Here is a 20,026-nt window from a genome sequence, read left to right as displayed (position 1 = left end):
CTTGGAACGCAATCTCACCCATGTCGCGCTCTTTGCCGCGCTCATCGCCGGGCTCGGGCTGATCCCCAAGTTCACCCTCGCCTTCGGCGTGCCGATCACCGCGCAGACCCTGGGCGTGATGCTTGCCGGCACGGTGCTCGGCGCGAAACGCGGCGCCTTGGCCTGCCTGCTGTTCATCGCGCTGATCGCGCTTGGCCTGCCGCTGCTGGCCGGCGGACGCGGCGGTCTCGGCGTTTTCGCCTCGCCCACCGTGGGCTTCCTCGTCGGCTGGCCGGTCGCCGCCTTCGTCACCGGCTTCATCGTCGAGCGCTGGCGCGGCAACCTGGCGCTGGTCTCCGCCATCGCCTCGGTGATCGGCGGCATCCTGGTGCTTTACGTCTTCGGCGTCCTCGGCATGTCGGTCACTCTCGGCAAGTCCATCCCCGAGGCCACCCTGCTGGTCACCGCCTTCATCCCCGGCGACGTGATCAAGGCGGTCCTGGCGGGGCTCATCACCTCGGCGTTGGCCCGCTCGCGCCCGGCGAGCCTGCTCTCGCGCGGGTGATCCCGGCATGAGCCTGTCGCCGGCGGAGGAGCTGCTCTTCGCGCGCCGCTCCGCCCGCGCCTTCCTGAAAGACCCTGTGCCGCGCGCCGATCTCGAGCGGATCCTGCGCGCGGCGCGCTCTGCGCCGAGTGGCGCAAACCTGCAGCCCGGCCGGTTCCACGCGCTGACCGGCGCGCCGCTGGCCGATCTCAGCGCGGCGCTGCTCGGGGCCATCGAGGAGGGTCGACCGCAGGTCGCGCAATATTCCTATTTCCCCACCCCCCTGCCACCCGCGCTGAAGGCCAAGCAGCGCGCCGCGGGATATGCGCTTTATGCCGCGCTGGGGATCGCGCGCCGCGACCTCGCCGGCCGCCGCGCCCAGTTCACCCGCAACTACGCCTTCTTCGACGCCCCGGTCGGGATCGTCGTGACCATCGAGCCCGAGATGGGCAAGGGCTGCTTCATGGACCTGGGCATGGCTCTGATGGCGCTGATGGTTGCGGCCCAAGGCATGGGCTATGCCACCTGCGGCATCGGCGCGCTGGCAAATTATGCGGATGTCGCCCACGCCCATCTCGGCCTCGGCGACGACGAACTGGTGGTCTGCGGCATGGCGCTGGGGCGGGCCGACCCCGAGGCTCCGGTGAACAAGGTCGAAACCGCCCGCGACACGCTCGAAACCTACGCCAGCTTGCGCGGTTTCAGCTAGAGAGCAGCACCGCCGTCCCGAGCCCGCCCGCCGCCGCGATGGCTGCAATCCCCGTGCCGCCGCGCTTTTGCAGCTCGTGAAACAGCCTCACCGCGTTGATCGCACCAGAGGCCCCCACTGGATGCCCGCGCGCCAGACCGCCGCCGCCGGGATTGACGATCTCGGGATCGAGCCCTGCGCCCTCGACGCAGGCGATGGCCTGCACGGCGTAGGCCTCCATCACCTCGGCGACGCTCAGGTCTTCCGCGCGCAGCCCGTGCCGGTCGAGCACGCTTCGGATCGCCGCCACGGGCGCGAGGCCGGGCCGGTCCGGCCGCCCGCCCAGCGTCAGCCCGCCGAGATAGCAAAGGCCCGGCCGCCCGAGCCGCGCCGCCACGCGCTCCGAGACCAGCACGCAGAGCGCCGCCCCATCCGCCGCCACGGCGGCATTGGCGGCGGTGATCGAGCCCGAGAGCACCGGCGCCCGCGCCGCCAGCCGCGGCGAGAGCGCGCGCGTGAAGGCATCGCCCGGGAGCCCCGCGAGCGGGATGATCTCGGCGGAGAGATCGGCGCAGAGTGCCTTGCGGTGGCTCTCGATCGCCCAGAAATCCTGCGCCGCGCGCGAAATCCCGCCCTCTTGCCCCAGTGCATCCGCCGCCGCGTCCATCTCCGGGTCCAGCGCGGGCCATGGGGTGAAGGGCGGGCGGTCGTAGCCGCGCGCGGGGCCGCCGTCCGGGTCCGTGCACAGCCGCAGCGGACGCCGCGAGTAGGATTCGACCCCGCCCGCCAGCACCACCTCGGCCTGCCCCGCGGCGATCAGTGCGGCGCCCACCACCAGCGCGTCGAGTCCGCCGCAGCACTGCCGGTCGAGGGTGAGCCCGGCCACGCGCTCGGGCAGACCCGCCGCCAGCGCCACCAGCCGTGCCGGATTGCCGCCCGCGCCGAGCGCATTGCCGAGCACCAGCTCGTCGACCTCATCAAAGGTGAGCCCCGCCTCTGCAACGGCCGCACGCAGGACGGGCGCGGCCAGTTCGTGAAGCTCCAGCCGCGACAGCGCCCCGCCGCGGGGCGCCACCGGCGCGCGCAGCGCCGCGAGGATGCGGACGCCGCTCATGGACCGTCCCCCAGCCGCCGGGCGATCTCGCGAAGGTCGGGCTTGCCCGAGACGGTGAGCGGGAAATCCTCGAGGCCAATCACCCGCCGCGGCGCCGCCAGAGGGCCGACGGCCGCGCGGCAGAGCGCCAGGAGCCGCCCGGCCGTGGCCGCGTCACAGCCACCCGCGATCACCGCCACCAGGTGCACGCCGCGCCTCGGGTCCGGGCGCGGCACCACCGCGCAGTGGCGCACGGCGGCATCGCCGAGCAGCAGCGCCTCGATGTCCTCGGGAAAAACGTTGCGGTCGGCGATGGTGACCATCCGGCTGCGCCGCCCCGCGACGGCGAGCGTCCCGTGCGCGTCGAGCTTGCCCATTTCGCCCACGCTCAGAAAGCCGTCCCGCCAGCGGGTGTCGGCGCTGGTGCCTTCGGCATAGCCCTCGAAGAGATAGGGGCTGCGGACCCAGATCTCGCCGAATTCTCCCTCGGGGGCATCGATGCGGATCTCGACGCCCGGATAGGCGTGGCCCACCGCCCCGCCCGGCCCCTCCGCGTCGCCCCAGGCGATGAAGCTGGTCTCTGCTGCGCCGTAGAATTCCCGAAGTTCCGCGCCCGGGCAAAGCTCGGCGATGCGCGCCCGGAGCCCCGCGGGCATCCGCCCGCCGCCGCAAAGAATGTGGCGCAGCGCCGGAAGCCCCTGCCCCGCCGCGCAAAGCAGCCGCAGCTGCGTCGGCGTGGCATAGAGCACCGTCGCCCCCGCCGCGTGCAGCGCTGCCGCCTGCCGGGCGGGGCGCACTGCGTCGAGGCAGAGCAGGTCCGCCCCCAGCCAGGCCGCCTCGGCGATGGCGTAGAGCGCCAGCGAATGCTGCGGCGCGCCGAGCACGCCGTAGGCATCGCCCGGAGAGATGCCAAGCGCCGCGGCATTTTCCCTAAAGCTGGCTATCCACGAGCCATGCGTGCGGCGGATCGCCTTGGCCGCGCCGGTGGTGCCCGAGGAGCGGCTCTGCAGAATGCCGCGATCGGCCTGCGGCAACCGCGCGATCCCCTCTGGCCCAATGGTGAACCCAGCGCCCTCCGTCAGCGCGGCGCGCAGCTCGCGCAAGAGCGCGCCCGGCGCCTCCGGGACGCGCAGGCGGCAGTCTGGATGCCAGTGAAAGAGCGTGTCACTCACGAAAGACGTCCTCGGGCGAACAATGGTCCCGGTCCTTTTCCCCCAAGCGGCGCCGGGACGCAAAGCGCAAGTTTGCGCCGCTACCGGGTACCTTTGCGATGAGACGAAGCCTAAGGGGCGTCTTCCGCCCAAGATCGATCCTCTTCGGGCGGGCGCGCAGCGTCGCTTCGAATACCAAGTTCCCATTATGTTCCCGATCCGTTATGCTCGCCGTGATCAGACCAAGCCGCAGGGCAGCGCAGGATCGGGCAGCAGATGACACAGGTAGAGATCACGGCAGCGAAGGCCGCGGGGCAGGCCGACCCGCTCGCGGCGCTGAACGAGAACCAGCGCGCCGCCGCCACCTTCGGAGTGCGGCCCGGGGATGCGGCGCCGGCAGGGCCGCTGCTGGTGATCGCCGGGGCGGGCTCGGGCAAGACCAGCACGCTGGCGCACCGTGTCGCGCAACTGCTGATGAACGGGGCGGATCCGCAGCGCATCCTGCTGATGACCTTCTCGCGCCGCGCGGCGAATGAGCTGACCCGCCGGGTCGAGGCGATCACCACCCGGGCGATGGGCACCGGGATCGTTGCCGAGGCGCTCACATGGGCCGGCACCTTCCACGCCATCGGCGCGCGGCTGCTGCGCGAGCACGCGCCCGCCATCGGGCTCAGCCCCGAGTTCTCGATCCACGACCGCGAGGACAGCGCCGATTTGATGAACCTCTGCCGCAACGGGCTGGGCCTGTCGCAGACCGAGAAGCGCTTTCCGGCCAAGGGCACCTGCCTGTCGATCTATTCGCGCGCGGTCAACGCCGGCGAGCCGCTGGCCGAGGTGCTGCGCGACCACTTTCCGTGGTGCGCCATGTGGGAGGCCGAGCTGAAGGCCCTCTTCGGCGCCTATGTCCGCGCCAAGCAGGCGCAGAACGTGCTCGATTACGACGACCTGCTGCTGGCCTGGGCACAGGTCATGTCCGACCCGGAGTTCGCCGCCCATATCGGCGGCGCCTGGGACCATGTGCTGATCGACGAGTACCAGGATACCAACCGGCTGCAGGCGCGCATCCTCATGGCGCTGAAGCCGGACGGGCGCGGGCTGACCGTGGTGGGCGACGACGCGCAGTCGATCTACGCCTTCCGCGCCGCGACGGTGCGCAACATCCTCGACTTTCCCGCAGCCTTTGCCCCGCCCGCCGATGTCATCACGCTCGACCGCAACTACCGCTCGACGGCGCCCATCCTCGAGGCCGCCAACGCGGTGATCGGGCAGGCGCGCGAGCGCTTCACCAAGAACCTCTGGACCACCCGCGCCTCGGCCGAGAAGCCGCGGCTGGTGACCGTCAGCACCGAGGCCGACCAGGCGCGCTACATGGTGGACCGCATTCTGGAAGACCGCGAGACCGGGACTGCGCTCAAGCAGCAGGCGGTGCTCTTCCGCACCTCGAGCCACTCGGTGCAGCTCGAGGCCGAGCTGACCCGGCGCAATGTGCCTTACGTGAAATTCGGCGGGCTGAAGTTCCTCGACAGCGCCCATGTCAAGGACCTGCTGTCGGTGCTGCGGCTGGCGCGCAACCCGCGCGACCGGGTGGCGGGTTTCAGGGTGCTGCAGCTCATTCCCGGCATCGGGCCGAAGTCGGCGGCGAACATCCTCGATGCGCTGAATCTCTCGCCCGATCCCGCGGCGGCGCTGGCCGATGTTGTGCCCCCCGCCAAGGCCGAGGCCGACTGGCCCGCGTTCGTCGCCGCGATGACCACGCGCGCACCCTGGCCCGCCGCCATCGGGCTGGCGCGGGCCTGGTACGAGCCGCATCTTACGCGCATCCACGAGGATGCCGACACCCGCCGCGACGACCTGCTGCAGCTCGAGCAGATCGCGCTTGGCTACCCTTCGGCCGAGGCCTTCCTGACCGAGCTGACGCTCGATCCGCCCGACGCCACCTCGGACCGCTCGGGGGTGCCGCTGAAGGACGAGGATTACCTGATCCTGTCGACCATCCATTCGGCCAAGGGGCAGGAGTGGAAATCAGTCTACCTGCTCAACGCGGTCGATGGCTGCATCCCCTCGGACCTTGGCACGGGCTCGACTCCGGAACTGGAGGAAGAGCGGCGGCTGCTCTATGTGGCGATGACCCGCGCCAAGGACCGGCTGACGTTGGGCCTGCCGCTACGGTTCTACGTGACGCAGCAGAGCCGGGGTGGCGACCGGCACGTCTATGCCACGCGCACCCGCTTCATCCCGCGCGAGATGCTCGGACATTTCGAGAGCGAGCACTGGTCGCCGGCCTCTCAGGGCAGCAGGCCCGCCCCGGCGCCGGGGCGGATCGATATCGCCGCGCAGATGCGCGACATGTGGGGCTGATCAGGCAGCGAAGAGACCGTCGAAGTCCTTGAAGCCCTTGATCTCGATCGGGTTGCCCGAGGGATCGAAGAAGAACATGGTGCGCTGCTCGCCCGGCTCGCCTTCGAAGCGGATCACCGGCGGGATGTCGAATGCGACGCCCTTTTCGGCCAGCCGGTCCGCCAGCGCCAGCCAGTCATCGAGCCGCAGCACCGCGCCCATGTGCGGCATCATCACCATGTGTTCGCCGACCTTGCCGGTGCGGGTCACCGGGAAAGGCTCGCCGTGGTGCAGCGAGAGCTGATGGCCGAAGAAGTCGAAATCGACCCAGCTGTCGGTCGAGCGGCCTTCCTCGCAGCCGAGCACGTCGCCGTAAAAGGCGCGCGCCGCATCGAGGTCGGTGACGTGAATCGCGAGGTGGAAGAGGGATTTCATGGCTGGCCCCTTGAGCGTTTGAGAAGCGCAGGACGCATCGCCCGGCGCGTGGTGGCTCAGGGATTGCCCATTCCGCAGGCATCGTAAAGGGGGCCTGCAGAGACGCTTTGGCCCAAGGCCCCCGCTGCGACGGCGTCAGAAGGTCACGTCGGGCGGTCGGGCGAAGATCATATTAAACCAATAATATCATTATCTTGTAACTATTTCTTCCTCAACCGGCTGCGCCGATCCCACCGGCAGCGAGCGGCAAAGTATAAACTGACCTTATTATTATAGTTCCATTATAATCTTGATTTGTATTGCTCCTCCCCCGGCCCAGCGGCTTTTTGAAATCACGTCTCGCATCCTCCCGATGCCAAGAAAACAGATCATCCAACACGGAGCCACCCCATGACACCCAAGAGCCTTCTGCTTTCCGCCGCGCTCACCGCCCTTGCCGCCATCCCGGCCCATGCCGAAGGGTACAAGGTCGCGCTCGACGGCACCTTTGCCCCCCACGCCATGCCCAGCCTCTCGGGCGGGGTCGAGGGCTTCAACATCGATCTCGCCGCCGCCATCGGCGACAAGCTCGGCGTCCCGATGGAGGTGGTCGCCGCGCAGTTCTCCGGCCTGATCCCGGCGCTGCAGGCGGGCACCTACGACTTCCTCGTCGCCCCGACCACCGTCACCGATGAGCGCGCGTCGAACCTGCTCTTCTCCGAGGGCTTCATGGACACCAACTTTGCCTTCACTGTCCCCGCGGGGACAGAGGCGATGGAAGGTCTCGATGCCTTCAAGGGCAAGACCATCGCGGTCAACAAGGGCTCGGTCTACGAGAGCTTCCTGAACGACAAGGCCGGTGAATACGGCTGGGAAGTCGTTGCCTACGGCACCAACACCGACGCGGTCGAGGCGGTCTCGACCGGCCGCGCCGACGCCAACCTCGCCGGCGCCACCGTCTCGGCATGGGCGGCGAAGCAGAACCCGCGCATCGATCTCAGCTACGAGTATCCCACGGGCCTCGTCTGGGCCTTCCCGTTCCGCAAGGACGACGTCGAGACCCGCGACAAGATCGACGCCGTGCTGGAGTGCCTGAAGACCGACGGCACCATGGTCGCCCTGTCCGAGAAGTGGTTCGGCGTGACCCCGACCGAGGGCACCACCATCGTCACCCCGACCCCCGGCTACGGCACCCCCGGTTTCGACGGCTACGACGAGACCGCGCATGAGGTTTCCTGCGACTTCTGATCGCTGACACTGCTCCCTGACATCTCCGGGCGGGGCGCCCGCCGTCCCGCCCGTTCATCGAAAGTTTACGCATGCACGCAGCACCCTCTTCCTCCCCTGCCAAGGTCCACCAAAGACCGATGCTCGAGATCAACCAGCTCGAAAAGCGTTTCGGCGACACCCAGGTGCTGACCTCGATCGACCTCAGCGTGAAGCCGGGCGAGCTGGTCTTCGTCATCGGCCCCTCGGGGTCTGGCAAATCCACCATGCTGCGCTGCTGCAACCGGCTCGAAGAGCCCACCTCGGGCAGCATCCTTCTCGACGGCGCGCATGTCACCGCCTGCCATGGCGCCGCGCTCGACAAGATGCGGCTGAAGATCGGCATGGTGTTTCAGGGCTTCCACCTCTACCCGCACAAGTCGGTGCTGGCCAACGTCATGCTGGCGCAGGTCAAGGCGCTGAAACGGTCGAAGCCCGATGCAAAGGCCCGCGCCATGGAGATGCTCGAGCACGTCGGGCTGGCGCATAAGGCGGATGCCATGCCGTCCGAGCTGTCGGGCGGCCAGCAGCAGCGCGTCGCCATCGCCCGGGCGCTGGCGCTCGATCCCAAGGTCATGCTCTTCGACGAGCCGACCTCGGCGCTCGATCCCGAGCTGGTGGGCTCGGTGCTCAAGGTGATGAAGCAGCTGCGCGACGAGGGCATGACCATGGTCGTGGTCAGCCACGAGATGGATTTCGCCCGCGAGGCCGCCGACCGCGTCGTTTTCATGGATGGCGGCGTGGTGGTCGAGGCCGGTCCCCCCGAGGAGATCTTCGGCAACCCGAAATCCGAGCGCCTGCGCGCCTTCCTCTCCCGCCTGCACCCGAGCGCCGCATGAGATTCCTCGACACCTTCTTCGACGGCACGGTGATGGCGAAATACCTGCCGGATCTGCTCTCGGCCATCGTCACGACGCTCTGGCTCAGCGCGATCATCGTGGTCGGCGGGCTCGCGCTCGGCCTTGCGCTGGCCTGCCTGCGCACGCTCGGCCGCTGGTACCTGACCCTGCCCATCGTCGCCTTCGCCGACATCGGCCGCGCGCTGCCGCCGCTGGTTGTCATCCTGATCTTCTATTTCGGCCTGCCCGGACTCGGCATCAACCTTTCGGGGCCGATGGTGCTGATCCTCGTGCTGGGCGGCGTGCTGGCCGCCTTCGCCGAGGAGATCTTCTGGGCCGGTCTCACCGCCGTGACCAAGGGCCAATGGGAAGCCGGCCGCGCCACCGGCCTCAGCTTCGCGCAGACGCTCTTCGAGATCGCGCTGCCGCAGGCCATCCGCATGGGTATCCCGCCGCTGGTCAACCGCGCGCTGGCGATCACCAAGATGACCGCGCTCGGCTCGGTGATCGGGGTGAAGGAAATCCTCGCGGTCTCGTCGTCGGCGCAGAGCTTTTCGGGCTCGGCAACGCCGCTGACCATGGCCGCGCTCGCCTACCTCGCGATCTTCCTGCCGGTGGTCATCCTCTCGCGCCTGCTCGAACGGCGCTACGCCTGGGCCGTGTAAGGGGCACATGACATGAGCAACTTCATCGACCTCTTCTTCAACTTCGGCATCATGGCGCAGGCCTGGCCGCTGCTGCTCAAAGGGCTCGTCATAACGCTCGAGCTTTGCGCAGTGGTCATCGGGCTCGGCCTCGTCGGCGGCCTGCTGCTGGCGCTTGGTGCGCTGTCGCCGAGCAAGTGGCTGAAATGGCCGTCGGTCGGCTTCATCGACCTCTTCCGCGCGCTGCCGCCGCTGGTTCTACTGGTCTTCGTCTTCTCGGGCCTGCCCTTTGCCGGGCTGGAGCTGAGCCCCTTCATGGCCGTGGTCGTCGCCTTCTTCCTCAACAACTCGGCTTATTTCGCCGAGGTCTTCCGCGCCGGCATCCAGTCGGTGCCGAAGGGCCAGACAGAGGCCGCCCGCGCCACCGGGCTCGGCAAGGCGCAGACCCTGACCCATGTGGTCCTGCCGCAGGCGGTGCGCAACGTGCTGCCCGACCTGCTTTCGAACACCGTGGAGGTGGTCAAGCTGACCTCGCTCGCCTCTGTCGTCTCGCTCTCCGAGCTGCTCTACTCGGCCAACATGGCCCGCTCGGTCACCTACAACTCCTCGCCGCTGATCCTCGCGGCGCTGATCTACCTCGCGATCCTCTGGCCGCTGGTGCGCCTGATCTCGCGGTACCAGCGCGGGCTCGCGGTGCACTGAACGTCCCTGAAAGGAAAGACCCATGACGAAGATGATTATCGGCGGCGCCCAGATCGGCGGCATCCAGAAGGACGAGACCCGCGACGAAGTCGTCGCCCGGATGGTCGCGCTTATGGACGAAGCCCACGCCAAGGGTGTGAAGTTCCTCGTCTACCCCGAGATGACGCTGACCACCTTCTTCCCACGCTTCTACGTCGAGGACCGCTCCGAGTTCGACCACTGGTTCGAAACCCAGATGCCGAACCCGGCGGTGCAGCCGCTCTTCGACAAGGCGAAGGCCTGCGGCATGGGCTTCACCTTCGGCTATTGCGAGCTGACGCCGGAGGGGGACCATTTCAACACCTCGATCATCGTCTCCCCGGAGGGCGAGATCGTGCTCAAGTACCGCAAGACCCACCTGCCCGGCCACGCCGAGTTCGAGCCCGAGCGCACCCACCAGCATCTGGAAAAGCGCTACTTCCTGCCCGGTGACACTGGCTTTGGCGTCGTCAGGAACCAGGACGTGATCATGGGCATGGCGATCTGCAACGATCGCCGCTGGCCCGAGACATGGCGCGTGCTCGGCCTGCAGGGCGTGCAGCTGGTGACCATCGGCTACAACACCCCCAGCCAGAACAACCTGTCGAAGGAAGAAGGCATCGAGCGCCGCATGTACCACCACGAACTCTCGGTCTGCGCCGGCGCCTACCAGAACTCGACCTATGCCGTGGCCGTCGCCAAATGCGGCATGGAGGACGGCAACCACATGTTCGCCGGCTCGATCATCGTCGACCCCGACGGCTTCGTTGTGGCAAAAGCCGAAGGCGAGGGCGACGAGCTGATCGTGCATGAGGCGGATTTCGCCAAATGCGACTTCGGCAAGTCGACCGTCTTCAACTTCGCGGCGCACCGCCGGATCGAGCACTACGGGCTGATCGCCAGCCAGACCGGTGTGAAGGTGCCCGAATAAGACAGGCGCGCCGGGGAGCCCTCCCCGGCGCCCGTCCCCGCGGGGACAGACGGACAGCGGCCCATGGCGGCCGGCAAGGAGAGACGAGATGCAATTCGACACGGTGATCCACGGCGGCCTGATCGCGACCGCCGATTACACGGCGAAGGGGGACATCGGCATCCGCGACGGGCGCATCGCCGCGGTGGCCGAAAAGCTCGAGGGCGGCGACCGCCGCATCGACGCGGGCGGGCGCATCGTCGTGCCCGGCGGCATCGAGGCCCACGCCCATATCGCGCAGGAAAGCTCCTCCGGGGTGATGACCGCCGACGACTACCTCTCGGGCTCGATCTCGGCGGCCTATGGCGGCAACTCCTCGTTCATCCCCTTCGCGGCGCAGCAGCGCGGCCAGTCGGTCGACGACGTCATCGCCACCTACGACGCCCGCGCCGCGCGCTCGGTCATCGACTATTCCTACCACCTCATCATCTCCGACCCGAAGCCCGAGGTGCTCGAGGACCAGCTGCCCCGCGCCTTTGCCCGCGGCATAACCAGCTTCAAGGTCTTCATGACCTATGACCTGATGAACCTCGGCGACGGCGGCATGCTCGACATCCTCACTGTCGCGCGCGCGCATGGCGCGATCACCATGGTCCATGCCGAGAACAACGACATGGTCAAATGGATGAACCGCAAGCTTGCGGCCAAGGGGCTCACGGCACCGAAATACCACGCCATCTCGCGCCCCGAGCTGGCCGAGGAAGAGGCGATCAACCGCGCCATCCAGCTGGCCAAGCTGGTCGACGCGCCGCTCTTCATCGTGCACGTCTCGACGCAAGGCGGGGCCGAGATCGTGCGGCGGGAAAAATTCAACGGCGCCAAGCTCTTTGCCGAAACCTGCCCGCAGTACCTCGCGCTCACCCGGACCGATCTCGACCGGCCCGACATGGAAGGCGCGAAATACATCTGCTCGCCGCCGCTGCGTGACGCGCAGACGCAAAGCGCGCTCTGGCACCACATCGCGCAGGGCACCTTCGAGAGCGTCAGCTCGGATCACGCGCCCTACCGTTTCGACGAGACCGGCAAGTTCCTGAACGGGTCCGACATTCCCTATCCCAAGATCGCCAACGGCATGCCCGGCATCGCCGCGCGCCTGCCCTATCTCTTCTCCGAAGGCGTGGTGAAGGGGCGGATCACCCTCGAGCAGTTCGTGGCGCTCTCGTCCACCAACGCCGCCAAGACCTTCGGATGCGACCGCAAGGGCCGTATCGCGCCCGGCATGGACGCCGATATCGCCATCTGGAACCCCGAGGCACGGGTGACCGTCACCGCGGCGGACCAGCACGACAACATGGACTATACGCCGTTTGAAGGCATGGAGATCATCGGCAAGCCCGAGCTCGTGATGAACCGCGGCGCGGTGATCGTCGAGCATGGCGAGCTGAAGGCGCAGGAAGGCCAGGGCCGCTTCGTCGCGCGCCAGCCGGTCGACCTGCGCGGCAAGCCCGGCGTCACCGCCAAGGAGTTCGATCCGGCGCAGAACTTCGGCGCGGAGCTGCGCTGATGGGTCCGATCCTGATCATCAACCCCAACTCCGCCACCAGCGTCACGCAGGGCATCCGCGACGCCATCGCCCATCTCGCCCCGGCCCATGGCCCGGCCTTCGAGGTCACCGATCTGCCCGCCTCGCCGGCGACGATCATGACCGCCGAGGACGTCGCCCGCGCCGGGCTCGGCTTTGCCGAGGCGGCGCAGGCGCGGCCCGATGCCGCCGCCTATGTCTCGGCCTGCTTCTCCGATCCGGGCGTGGAGCTGACCCGCACGCTGGTCAAGCAGCCGGTGATCGGCGTGCAGGAGGCGGGCATTCTTACCGCCATGGCCCGCGCCGATCTCTTCGGGATCATCGCGCTGGCCCCCGGCTCGGTCGCCCGTCATCGGGTGAAGATCCGCGCCATGGGCGTCGAAAGCCGCCTTGCCGCCGAACTGGCCCTGCCCGGCGTCTCGGCCGAGGCCTCGGGCCGCGACCCGGAGGTCTATGGCATGTGCGTGACCCTTGGGCGCGAGTTGGCCGATAAGGGCGCGGGCGCGGTGGTTCTGGGCTGCGCCGGCATGGCGCCGATCCGGGCACGGCTCGAGCGCGACATCGGCATCGCGGTGATCGATCCGGTGCAGGCCGCCGCCGCCATGGCGCTGGGACTGGTCGGAGCCCCCGAATGACCACCGAGCCGGGCCTTCCGGACGTCTCGCTGCGGCTCTTGGAGATCTTCGCGGCGATGATGCGCTGCGCCACCACTGTCGAGGCCGCCGAGCAGCTGCGCATCTCGCAGCCGGCGGTCTCGGCGGGGCTGCGACAGCTGGAAACCCAGCTCGGGCTCACCCTCTTCGAGCGCACCGGGCGAAGGTTGCAGCCCACGGCCGAGGCAAAGGCGCTCTACGAGGAAATCCGCCCGGTCTTCGCGCTGATGCGCGGTTTCTCGCAGCGGGCGCGCGACATGAAGCTCGGCATGGCCGGGCGGCTCAAGGTGATCGCCACGCCGCCGCTCGGCTACTCGGTGGCCCCTGTCGCCCTGCGCCGATTTCTCGAGGCGCGGCCTGACGTCTCGGTCGCCTTCGACGTGCGGCGGCTGGAACAGGTCAAGGACGCGGTGCAAAGCGGGCAGGCCGACATCGGCCTTGCCATCGACCACGACCGACAGACCACGGTGAACGTCGACGTGCTGCAGCGCGCCCATATGGTGGCCCTGGTGCCGAAGGGCAGCCCGCTCGCCGCCAAGCCCCATCTCACCGCGCTCGACCTGCAGGCCGAGCCGCTGGTCGGGCTGGAAATGGGCTCGAACCTCGGGCAGCTGGTGCGCAAGGCCTACGAGCAGGTCGGCGCCACCTACGCCCCGCGCATCGAGGTGCGCTATTGCGCCACCGCCACGGCGCTGGCGGCGCAGCACCTCGGGGTGACCGTCGTCGACCCCTATTCCGCCACCACCCATGCCACCGAGGCGCTGGTCTGCAAGCCCTTCCTGCCCGCCTGCGAGGTCAAGGCGGTGATGTACACCCGCCGGGGCGTGCCCTATTCGGGGCTGCTGCACAGCTTCATGTCGGACCTGCGCGCCGCCTTCGCCGACAGCGACCTGCTGATCGCGGAGCCGCCCCGGGGTTGATCCTTCCCCCAGAATGAGAGCACCCGGACAGTTGCCTGCCCGGGTGCTGATGGCGGGCGAAGGTCGCCGGCTTCAGATCGCCGAGCGCTCTGCCTCGGCCATGCCCGCGTGGCCCGAGGAGCGCAGCGCACTGTCCAGCAGGTGGCGGGTATAGGGGTGCTCGGCCTGCAGCCTGCGCATCGCCTCCACCTCCAGCGTCTCGACGATCTCGCCGGTCTGCATCACCGCCACGCGGTCGCACATGTGGCCGATGACGCCGAGATCGTGGCTGACCATCAGGTAGGTCAGGCCGAACTCGGACCGCAGATCTGACAGCAGGTTGAGGATCTCGGCCTGCACCGACACGTCGAGCGCCGAGGTCGGCTCGTCGAGCAGCAGCACCTTGGGCTCGGGCGCCAGCGCCCGGGCAATCGCCACCCGCTGCCGCTGCCCGCCCGAAAGCTGGTGCGGGTAGCGGAAGCGAAAGCCGCCGCCGAGCCCCACCTGTTCCAGCAGCTTGTCGATGCGCGCATCCACCCGGTCCTTGATGCCGTGCAGCGCCAGCGTCTCGCTCAGCACGCGGTCCACGGTCTGGCGCGGATGCAGCGAGGCATAGGGATCCTGAAACACCATCTGAACCGTGCGGTAGAACGCCTTCGAGCGGCCCAAGCGGGACAGGCTCTCGCCGCCGACGCTCATCGTCCCCAGCCAGTCCGGCACCAGCCCGACCAGTGCGCGCAGCACCGTCGACTTGCCCGAACCGGACTCGCCGACGAGCCCGTAGCTCTCGCCCCGCGCGACGTTCAGGTCGATCCCATGCACCACGCGGGTTCGCTCGTGACCGGCACCGAAGAAGACCTCGAGCCCCTCGATCTGGATCTCTGGCTGGCTCATAGCATCGCACTCACGGAAGGGGCCTCGCGCCAGTCCGGATCGCGCGCAAGCGCCTCCAGCCGCGGCCGCGGGCGTTCGAGATCGGGGACCGAATTGAGCAGTCCCAGCGTGTAGGGGTGTTTCGCCTCGTGCAGCTTGCCCGCCTCGCAGACCTCGACGATCCGCCCGGCATACATCACCGCCACCCGGTCGCAGAACCCGGCCACGAGGTTGAGATCGTGGCTGATGAAGATCAGCCCCATGCCGCGCTCGCGCACCAGCTTGTCCATGATCTCGAGCACCTGCAGCTGCACCGACACGTCGAGCGCCGAGGTGGGCTCGTCGGCGATCAGGATCTCGGGGTTGGGGATCAGCATCATGGCGATCATGATGCGCTGGCCCATGCCGCCCGAAACCTCATGCGGGTAGAGCTTCATCACCCGCTCCGGCTCGCGGATCGCCACGGCCTCGAGCATCTCGAGCGCGCGCTTGTAGGCCTCGGCCTTGTTCACCTTCTCATGGGTGCGCAGCGCCTCGATGATCTGGTCGCCCACCGTCATCACCGGGTTCAGCGAGTACTTGGGATCCTGCATGATCATCGAGATATGCTTGCCCCGGATCGCCCGCATCCGCTTCGGCGAGGCGGTGAGAAGGTCTTCGCCCAGCATCTCCAGCCGGTCCGCGGTCACCTGCCCCGGCTTGCGGATGAGGCCAAGGATCGCCCGGCCGGTCATCGACTTGCCCGAACCGGACTCGCCGACGATCCCCAGACGCTCCTTGCCCAGAGACAGGGAAATCCCCCGCACCGCCTCGAAGGTGCCGGAGCGCGTGGGAAAGCGCACCGAGAGGTTCTCGATATCCAGAAGATTGCTCATTTGCCGCTCTCCTTCGGGTCGAGCACGTCGCGCAGACCGTCGCCGATCAGGTTGAAGGCGAGCGAGATGGCGAAGATGGCGAGACCGGGGATGGTGGCGACCCACCAGTAGTCGAGGATGTACTTGCGCCCCTCCGAGATCATCGCGCCCCATTCCGGGCTCGGCGGCTGCGCCCCGAGACCGAGGAAGCCGAGACCCGCCGCGGTGAGGATGATCCCCGCCATGTCGAGCGTCACCCGGATCACCAGCGACGAGATGCACAGCGGCCAGATGTGCTTGGTGATGATCCGGACCGGCCCCGCGCCCTGCAGGCGGACGGCGTGGATGTAGTCCGAGTTGCGGATGGTCAGCGTCTCGGCCCGGGCGATCCGCGCATAGGGCGGCCAGGCGGTCAGCGAGATCGCCAGCACCGCGTTCTCGATCCCCGCCCCCAGCGCCGCCACGAAGGCCAGCGCGAGAATGAGCCGCGGGAAGGCGAGGAAGATGTCGGTGACGCGCATCAGCACCGTGTCGACCCAGCCGCCGAAATAGCCCGCGGTGGTGCCGATGATGAGCCCCAGCAAAGGCGCCACCAGCGCCACCAGCAGCACGATATAGAGCGAGATCCGCGCGCCGTAGAGCAGCCGCGAATAGATGTCGCGGCCAAGGCTGTCGGTGCCGAAGATATGCCCCTCCCAGCCCGGCGGCTTGAGCCGCGCGCCGAGGTCCTGAACGAAGGGATTGTCGGTGGCCAGCATCGGCGCGAAGAGCGCCGCCAGCACCAGCAGCACCAGCACGATGAGGCCGAGCGAGGTCAGCTTGTTGGAGGTCAGTTTCAGCCAGCCCTGGTACCAGGCGGCGGCGCGCGCCTGCCCGCGGGACTGCGGCGTGTCTCTCAGCAGCCAGGCCTTCAGGCCCGGCTTGGCGTCGATAGGTGTGTGCGAGGTCATTTGGCCCTCGGATCGAAGAAGCGGTAGAGAAGGTCCGAGAAGATGTTGATGCACACGAAGATCGTTCCGATCACGACGGTGCCCCCAAGGACCGAGGCCATGTCATTGGCCAGAAGCGAGGTGGTGATGTAGCTGCCGATGCCGGGCCAGGCGAAGATGATCTCGGTCAGCACCGAGCCTTCGAGCAGGTTGGCATAGGCCAGCGCGATCACCGTGATGAGCTGGATGGCGATGTTGCGGAAGGCATGGCGCCAGACCACGTGCCATTCGCTCAGCCCCTTCACCCGCGCGGTGATGACATATTCCGAGTTCAGCTGCTCGAGCATGAAACTGCGGGTCATCCGGCTGATGTAGGCCAGGCTGAAATAGCCCAGCAGGCAGGCAGGCAGGATGATGTGCGACAGCGCGTCCTTGAACACGTCCCAGTCGCCGGCGATGATCGCGTCGACCAGCAGCAGGCCCGTGCGCGTCGGCACCAGCCCCTCGTAGAAAACTCCGAGCCGCCCCGGCCCGGCCACCCAGCCAAGGATGCCGTAGAAGATCAGCAGGCCCATGAGGCCGAGCCAGAAGATCGGCATGGAATAGCCGACAAGGCCGATCAGCCGCGAGATCTGGTCGATCCAGCTGCCGCGGTAGACCGCGGCGAGAACGCCCAGCGGAACGCCGAGGACGACGCCTAGAAGCGTGCCCAGCGTGGCGAGTTCCAGCGTGGCGGGAAAGACGCGCGCAATGTCCTCGGCCACCGGCTTGCCGGTGCGGATCGAGGTGCCGAAATCGCCCTGCAGCACGTCCCTGACATAGATGCCGAACTGCACGATCAGCGGCTGGTCGAGGCCGAGCTCCTGGAAGACCTGGTCGTATTGCGCCTGCGAGGCGCGCTCGCCGATGACCGCGAGCACGGGATCGATCGGCATCACGCGGCCGATCATGAAGGTGACGAAGAGCAGGCCCAGAAGGGTGATCGCCACGGTGAAGGCAAGGCTGACGAATTTCTTCAGCCAGCTTGGCGGAAAGGAGGACGCGGCGCGCCCTCCTCCGGTGTTGGTTGCAGACTGGCTCACGGGCTTACTTCGTCACGACCCAGTAAGAGACCGCGGTGGTTGCGCCACCCGCCACGAAGTGCTGGACGCCGTCCTGCATCGCGTTCTGCTCGATCTGCTGGAACATGATGCCGAAGGGGCTGGTCTTCATGAACTCGCGCTGCAGCTCGCGGTACATCTCCGCGCGCTTCTCGCTGTCCTGCTCGACCACGGCCGCGAGGGTCTCTTCGCTCATCTTCGGCAGATCCCAGGCGTTGCGCCAGGCCAGCAGGCCGGTCGCGCCGGCTTCATCCGAGTTGTCGGGGTTGTAGGCGAAGGTGCCGGCGTTGGTGTTGGGGTCGGGATAGTCCGGGCCCCAGGCACCCAGATAGATGTCGTGCTCGCGGGCGCGGTAGGTGTCCAGCGTCTGCGCGCCGGTGCCCACGATCATCTCGACGTTGATGCCGATCTGGCCCCAGGTGTTCTGCAGCGACTGGCCGATGTCGATCCGGTCCTGCGCATCACGCACGTTGATGGTGATGTCGAAGCCATCCGGGTAGCCCGCCTCTTCGAGCAGCGCCTTGGCCTTCTCCACGTCGAAGCTGTAGGGCAGATCATCGACCGCGCCCATGAACGTCTTCGGCAGGAAGGCCTGGTGGTTGATGTACTGGCCCTTCAGGAAGCTGTCCTGCATGCCGGTGTAATCGGTGGCGAACTTCATCGCCTCGAGCACCTTCGGGTTCGACAGGTACTCGTTCTTCTGGTTGGCGGACCAATACATCAGGCGGCCGCGCAGCTCGTCGACCACCTTGACGCTGTCGACGCCTTCGAGACCAGCCACATCCTCGGGCGAGAGGTTGCGGGCGATGTCGACGTCACCGCGCTCGAGCTGCAGACGCTGGGTTGCGCTTTCCTGGATGTGCTGCACGATCACGCGCTTCATCGCGGGCGCGTCGCCGGTGTACTCGGGGTTCAGATCCAGCGTGTAGCTCTCGTCGGGCTTCCAGGACGCCAGCTTGTAGGGGCCGGACCCGGCGGTGTTGTCACGCAGCCAGGCGTTGCCCATGTCGCCGTCCTGCTCGTTGGCCATGACGGTTTCCATGTCGACAATGCCGCCGATGGTCGCCGCAAGGCAGTTCAGCACGAAGGACACGGCATAGGCCTTGTCGAGCTTCAGCACGAGGGTCTTCTCGTCGGGCGCGACGATGGTTTCTTCGACGTTTTCCGGCGTGAAGCCGAACTGGGTCAGGATGAAGGACGGGGTCTTGTTCAGCAGCACCGCGCGGCGCAGCGAGAACTCGGCGTCCTTCGCCGTCACCGGGTTGCCCGAGGCGAAGACATGGCCATCTGCCATGGCGAAGGTGATCTGGGTGCCATCCTCGGACACTTCCCAGCTTTCCGCCAGCGCGGGCTGGAAGCCGGCGTCGAGATCCATCGGGTCGAAGTCGACCAGGTTCTCGTAGACGTTGCGGCTGATGTCGGAGCCGGTGAACTCGAAGCTCTCGGCCGGGTCCATGGTCTTTACGTCGTCGATGCGCTGCGCGATCACCAGCATGTTCGGCGGCGTCTCGGCCTGCGCGGTCAGCGCGGTGCTGGACAGCAGCGCGGCGGTCAGCAGTGCTGCACCGATGCGCATGGTCCGCGACGGGGTATGTCGGGTCATGGTCGTCTCCCTGAAGTTTCTTGGTCTCTCGCTGCGCGCTCCGGCGCCGCTGCCGCCAATCTCCCCATCCCGAAGGCGGTTCAAACAGGCTTCGCAGCGTCACGAGGCGCGATTGCTCAAGGTTCGGTCAGTTTTTGCTCTGTGTCGATCATTTTATGATCAAATAGGAAAAGCCCGCAGGGGTTTCGTCGCGTCACGAAGGGCGCCTCGGGAGGCCGTTCCGAAGCGCCGTTGCGCAAGCTTTTGGGAGGCCGGGGTTTTTGACACTTTCCGGGGCGGCGCGGGCCTCAGTCCATAACTTGGGATCATCGCCTGCGGCTGCCGCGCGATCCCATCGGCTGGCTGGGCTAATCGGTGCAGGCCGTCCTGGTTTGACCGGCCCGACAGACCTTGATGCGGTCAGGCGCGGCGGTCTAACTGGGGCCGATGGCGCGGGGCAGCTCCTGCCCGCCCGCGCGCATCTTGGCCCGCGGCAGGGCCTCCAGAACGATGCCCGCCGCCCCTTGAAAGGACGTTTCATGACCATCACCCGCATCGAACCCGGCGCCCGCATGAGCCAGGCCGTCGTGCACAACGGCATCGTCTACCTCGCCGGCCAGGTCGGCGAAGGCGCGGATGTCACCGCCCAGTGCAAGGACGCGCTCGCCTCGGTCGACCGGCTGCTGGCCGAGGCCGGCTCGGACAAGTCGCGCCTGCTGACCACCACGATCTGGCTGGCCGACATGGCCGATTTCGCCGCGATGAACGCCGTCTGGGACGCCTGGGTCGATCCCGCGAACCCGCCGGCCCGCGCCACCGGCGAAGCCAAGCTCGCGACCCCCGACTATTTCGTCGAATTCATCGTGACCGCCACCGTCGGCTGAGCCGGCCCTGCGGACAACGATACTCCGCGCCCTGCGGGGCGCGGGGTTCTCTCCTCGGCATCTGGCAGCGCCGACCCCGGATATT

The 20,026-nt window shown here is 67.8% G+C and carries 20 protein-coding genes; 12 read left to right on the top strand and 8 right to left on the bottom strand.

Annotation, left to right across the window (positions count from 1 at the left end; all coding sequences use genetic code 11):
- Position 1 precedes the first annotated feature (1 nt).
- Together CEW88_RS24010 and CEW88_RS24005 are read left to right on the top strand one after the other, a co-directional pair.
- Positions 2-544 (top strand): biotin transporter BioY, encoded by a 543-nt coding sequence (locus CEW88_RS24010; RefSeq protein WP_108970921.1) that lies wholly within the window; start codon positions 2-4, stop codon positions 542-544.
- Between the two features lie 7 nt (positions 545-551).
- Complete coding sequence (locus CEW88_RS24005) at positions 552-1,232, top strand: nitroreductase (protein WP_108970920.1); 681 nt, start codon at positions 552-554, stop codon at positions 1,230-1,232.
- Here CEW88_RS24005 and CEW88_RS24000 read toward each other — a convergent pair.
- Both CEW88_RS24000 and CEW88_RS23995 read right to left on the bottom strand, forming a co-directional pair.
- Positions 1,225-2,325, bottom strand: a complete 1,101-nt coding sequence (locus tag CEW88_RS24000; protein WP_108970919.1) for a thiolase family protein — start codon at positions 2,323-2,325, stop codon at positions 1,225-1,227. The genes CEW88_RS24005 and CEW88_RS24000 overlap by 8 nt on opposite strands.
- A complete protein-coding gene (locus CEW88_RS23995; RefSeq protein ID WP_159099739.1) occupies positions 2,322-3,476 on the bottom strand; it encodes an AMP-binding protein in 1,155 nt (384 codons plus the stop codon). The genes CEW88_RS24000 and CEW88_RS23995 overlap by 4 nt, the downstream gene beginning before the upstream one ends.
- A 255-nt stretch (positions 3,477-3,731) precedes the next feature.
- On the opposite strand from CEW88_RS23995, the gene CEW88_RS23990 reads away from it, so the two are divergent.
- Positions 3,732-5,813 carry an ATP-dependent helicase gene (locus CEW88_RS23990; RefSeq protein WP_108970917.1) on the top strand — a complete coding sequence of 694 codons (2,082 nt, stop codon included), beginning with the start codon at positions 3,732-3,734 and terminating at the stop codon, positions 5,811-5,813.
- Here CEW88_RS23990 and CEW88_RS23985 read toward each other — a convergent pair whose 3' ends face one another.
- Positions 5,814-6,227 carry a VOC family protein gene (locus CEW88_RS23985; protein ID WP_108970916.1) on the bottom strand — a complete coding sequence of 138 codons (414 nt, stop codon included), beginning with the start codon at positions 6,225-6,227 and terminating at the stop codon, positions 5,814-5,816.
- 390 nt (positions 6,228-6,617) lie between these two features.
- On the opposite strand from CEW88_RS23985, the gene CEW88_RS23980 reads away from it, so the two are divergent.
- The 8 genes from CEW88_RS23980 (at position 6,618) to CEW88_RS23945 (ending at position 13,740) form a co-directional block, all read left to right on the top strand.
- Positions 6,618-7,454: a transporter substrate-binding domain-containing protein gene (locus tag CEW88_RS23980; RefSeq protein ID WP_108970915.1), complete on the top strand. Its 837-nt coding sequence runs from the start codon at positions 6,618-6,620 to the stop codon at positions 7,452-7,454.
- A 119-nt stretch (positions 7,455-7,573) separates the two neighbouring features.
- Complete coding sequence (locus CEW88_RS23975) at positions 7,574-8,311, top strand: amino acid ABC transporter ATP-binding protein (protein WP_108970914.1); 738 nt, start codon at positions 7,574-7,576, stop codon at positions 8,309-8,311.
- Positions 8,308-8,976: an amino acid ABC transporter permease gene (locus CEW88_RS23970; protein ID WP_108970913.1), complete on the top strand. Its 669-nt coding sequence runs from the start codon at positions 8,308-8,310 to the stop codon at positions 8,974-8,976. The genes CEW88_RS23975 and CEW88_RS23970 overlap by 4 nt, the downstream gene beginning before the upstream one ends.
- Before the next feature lie 12 nt (positions 8,977-8,988).
- Complete coding sequence (locus tag CEW88_RS23965) at positions 8,989-9,657, top strand: amino acid ABC transporter permease (RefSeq protein WP_108970912.1); 669 nt, start codon at positions 8,989-8,991, stop codon at positions 9,655-9,657.
- Positions 9,658-9,679: 22 nt separating this feature from the next.
- Positions 9,680-10,606, top strand: coding sequence for an N-carbamoyl-D-amino-acid hydrolase (locus CEW88_RS23960; RefSeq protein ID WP_108970911.1), 927 nt, complete (start codon positions 9,680-9,682; stop codon positions 10,604-10,606).
- 88 nt (positions 10,607-10,694) lie between these two features.
- On the top strand, positions 10,695-12,149 hold the full coding sequence (gene hydA, locus CEW88_RS23955) for a dihydropyrimidinase (RefSeq protein WP_108970910.1): 1,455 nt from the start codon (positions 10,695-10,697) through the stop codon (positions 12,147-12,149).
- On the top strand, positions 12,149-12,802 hold the full coding sequence (locus tag CEW88_RS23950; RefSeq protein WP_108970909.1) for an aspartate/glutamate racemase family protein: 654 nt from the start codon (positions 12,149-12,151) through the stop codon (positions 12,800-12,802). Before hydA ends, CEW88_RS23950 begins: the two co-directional genes overlap by 1 nt.
- Positions 12,799-13,740, top strand: a complete 942-nt coding sequence (locus CEW88_RS23945) for a LysR family transcriptional regulator (RefSeq protein WP_108970908.1) — start codon at positions 12,799-12,801, stop codon at positions 13,738-13,740. Before CEW88_RS23950 ends, CEW88_RS23945 begins: the two co-directional genes overlap by 4 nt.
- Before the next feature lie 72 nt (positions 13,741-13,812).
- On the opposite strand, the gene CEW88_RS23940 is transcribed toward CEW88_RS23945, so the two are convergent.
- The 5 genes from CEW88_RS23940 to CEW88_RS23920 all read right to left on the bottom strand — a co-directional run bounded on the left by CEW88_RS23940 (position 13,813) and on the right by CEW88_RS23920 (position 19,078).
- Complete coding sequence (locus CEW88_RS23940; RefSeq protein ID WP_108970907.1) at positions 13,813-14,613, bottom strand: ABC transporter ATP-binding protein; 801 nt, start codon at positions 14,611-14,613, stop codon at positions 13,813-13,815.
- Positions 14,610-15,467, bottom strand: a complete 858-nt coding sequence (locus CEW88_RS23935; RefSeq protein ID WP_108970906.1) for an ABC transporter ATP-binding protein — start codon at positions 15,465-15,467, stop codon at positions 14,610-14,612. The genes CEW88_RS23940 and CEW88_RS23935 overlap by 4 nt, the downstream gene beginning before the upstream one ends.
- Positions 15,464-16,396, bottom strand: a complete 933-nt coding sequence (locus CEW88_RS23930) for an ABC transporter permease (RefSeq protein ID WP_108970905.1) — start codon at positions 16,394-16,396, stop codon at positions 15,464-15,466. Before CEW88_RS23930 ends, CEW88_RS23935 begins: the two co-directional genes overlap by 4 nt.
- On the bottom strand, positions 16,393-17,394 hold the full coding sequence (locus CEW88_RS23925; RefSeq protein ID WP_255455555.1) for an ABC transporter permease: 1,002 nt from the start codon (positions 17,392-17,394) through the stop codon (positions 16,393-16,395). Before CEW88_RS23925 ends, CEW88_RS23930 begins: the two co-directional genes overlap by 4 nt.
- A 67-nt stretch (positions 17,395-17,461) precedes the next feature.
- Positions 17,462-19,078, bottom strand: a complete 1,617-nt coding sequence (locus CEW88_RS23920) for an ABC transporter substrate-binding protein (RefSeq protein ID WP_254694613.1) — start codon at positions 19,076-19,078, stop codon at positions 17,462-17,464.
- Between the two features lie 518 nt (positions 19,079-19,596).
- On the opposite strand from CEW88_RS23920, the gene CEW88_RS23915 reads away from it, so the two are divergent.
- The gene (locus tag CEW88_RS23915; protein WP_108970903.1) at positions 19,597-19,941 is read left to right on the top strand and encodes a RidA family protein; all 345 of its coding nucleotides are present in this window, start codon (positions 19,597-19,599) and stop codon (positions 19,939-19,941) included.
- Positions 19,942-20,026 lie beyond the last annotated feature (85 nt).

The organism is Alloyangia pacifica, from assembly GCF_003111685.1.
Lineage (GTDB): Bacteria > Pseudomonadota > Alphaproteobacteria > Rhodobacterales > Rhodobacteraceae > Salipiger > Salipiger pacificus_A.
The sequence above is the reverse complement of the archived record's forward strand: the minus strand, read 5'-3'. Positions and strand labels throughout refer to the sequence as shown.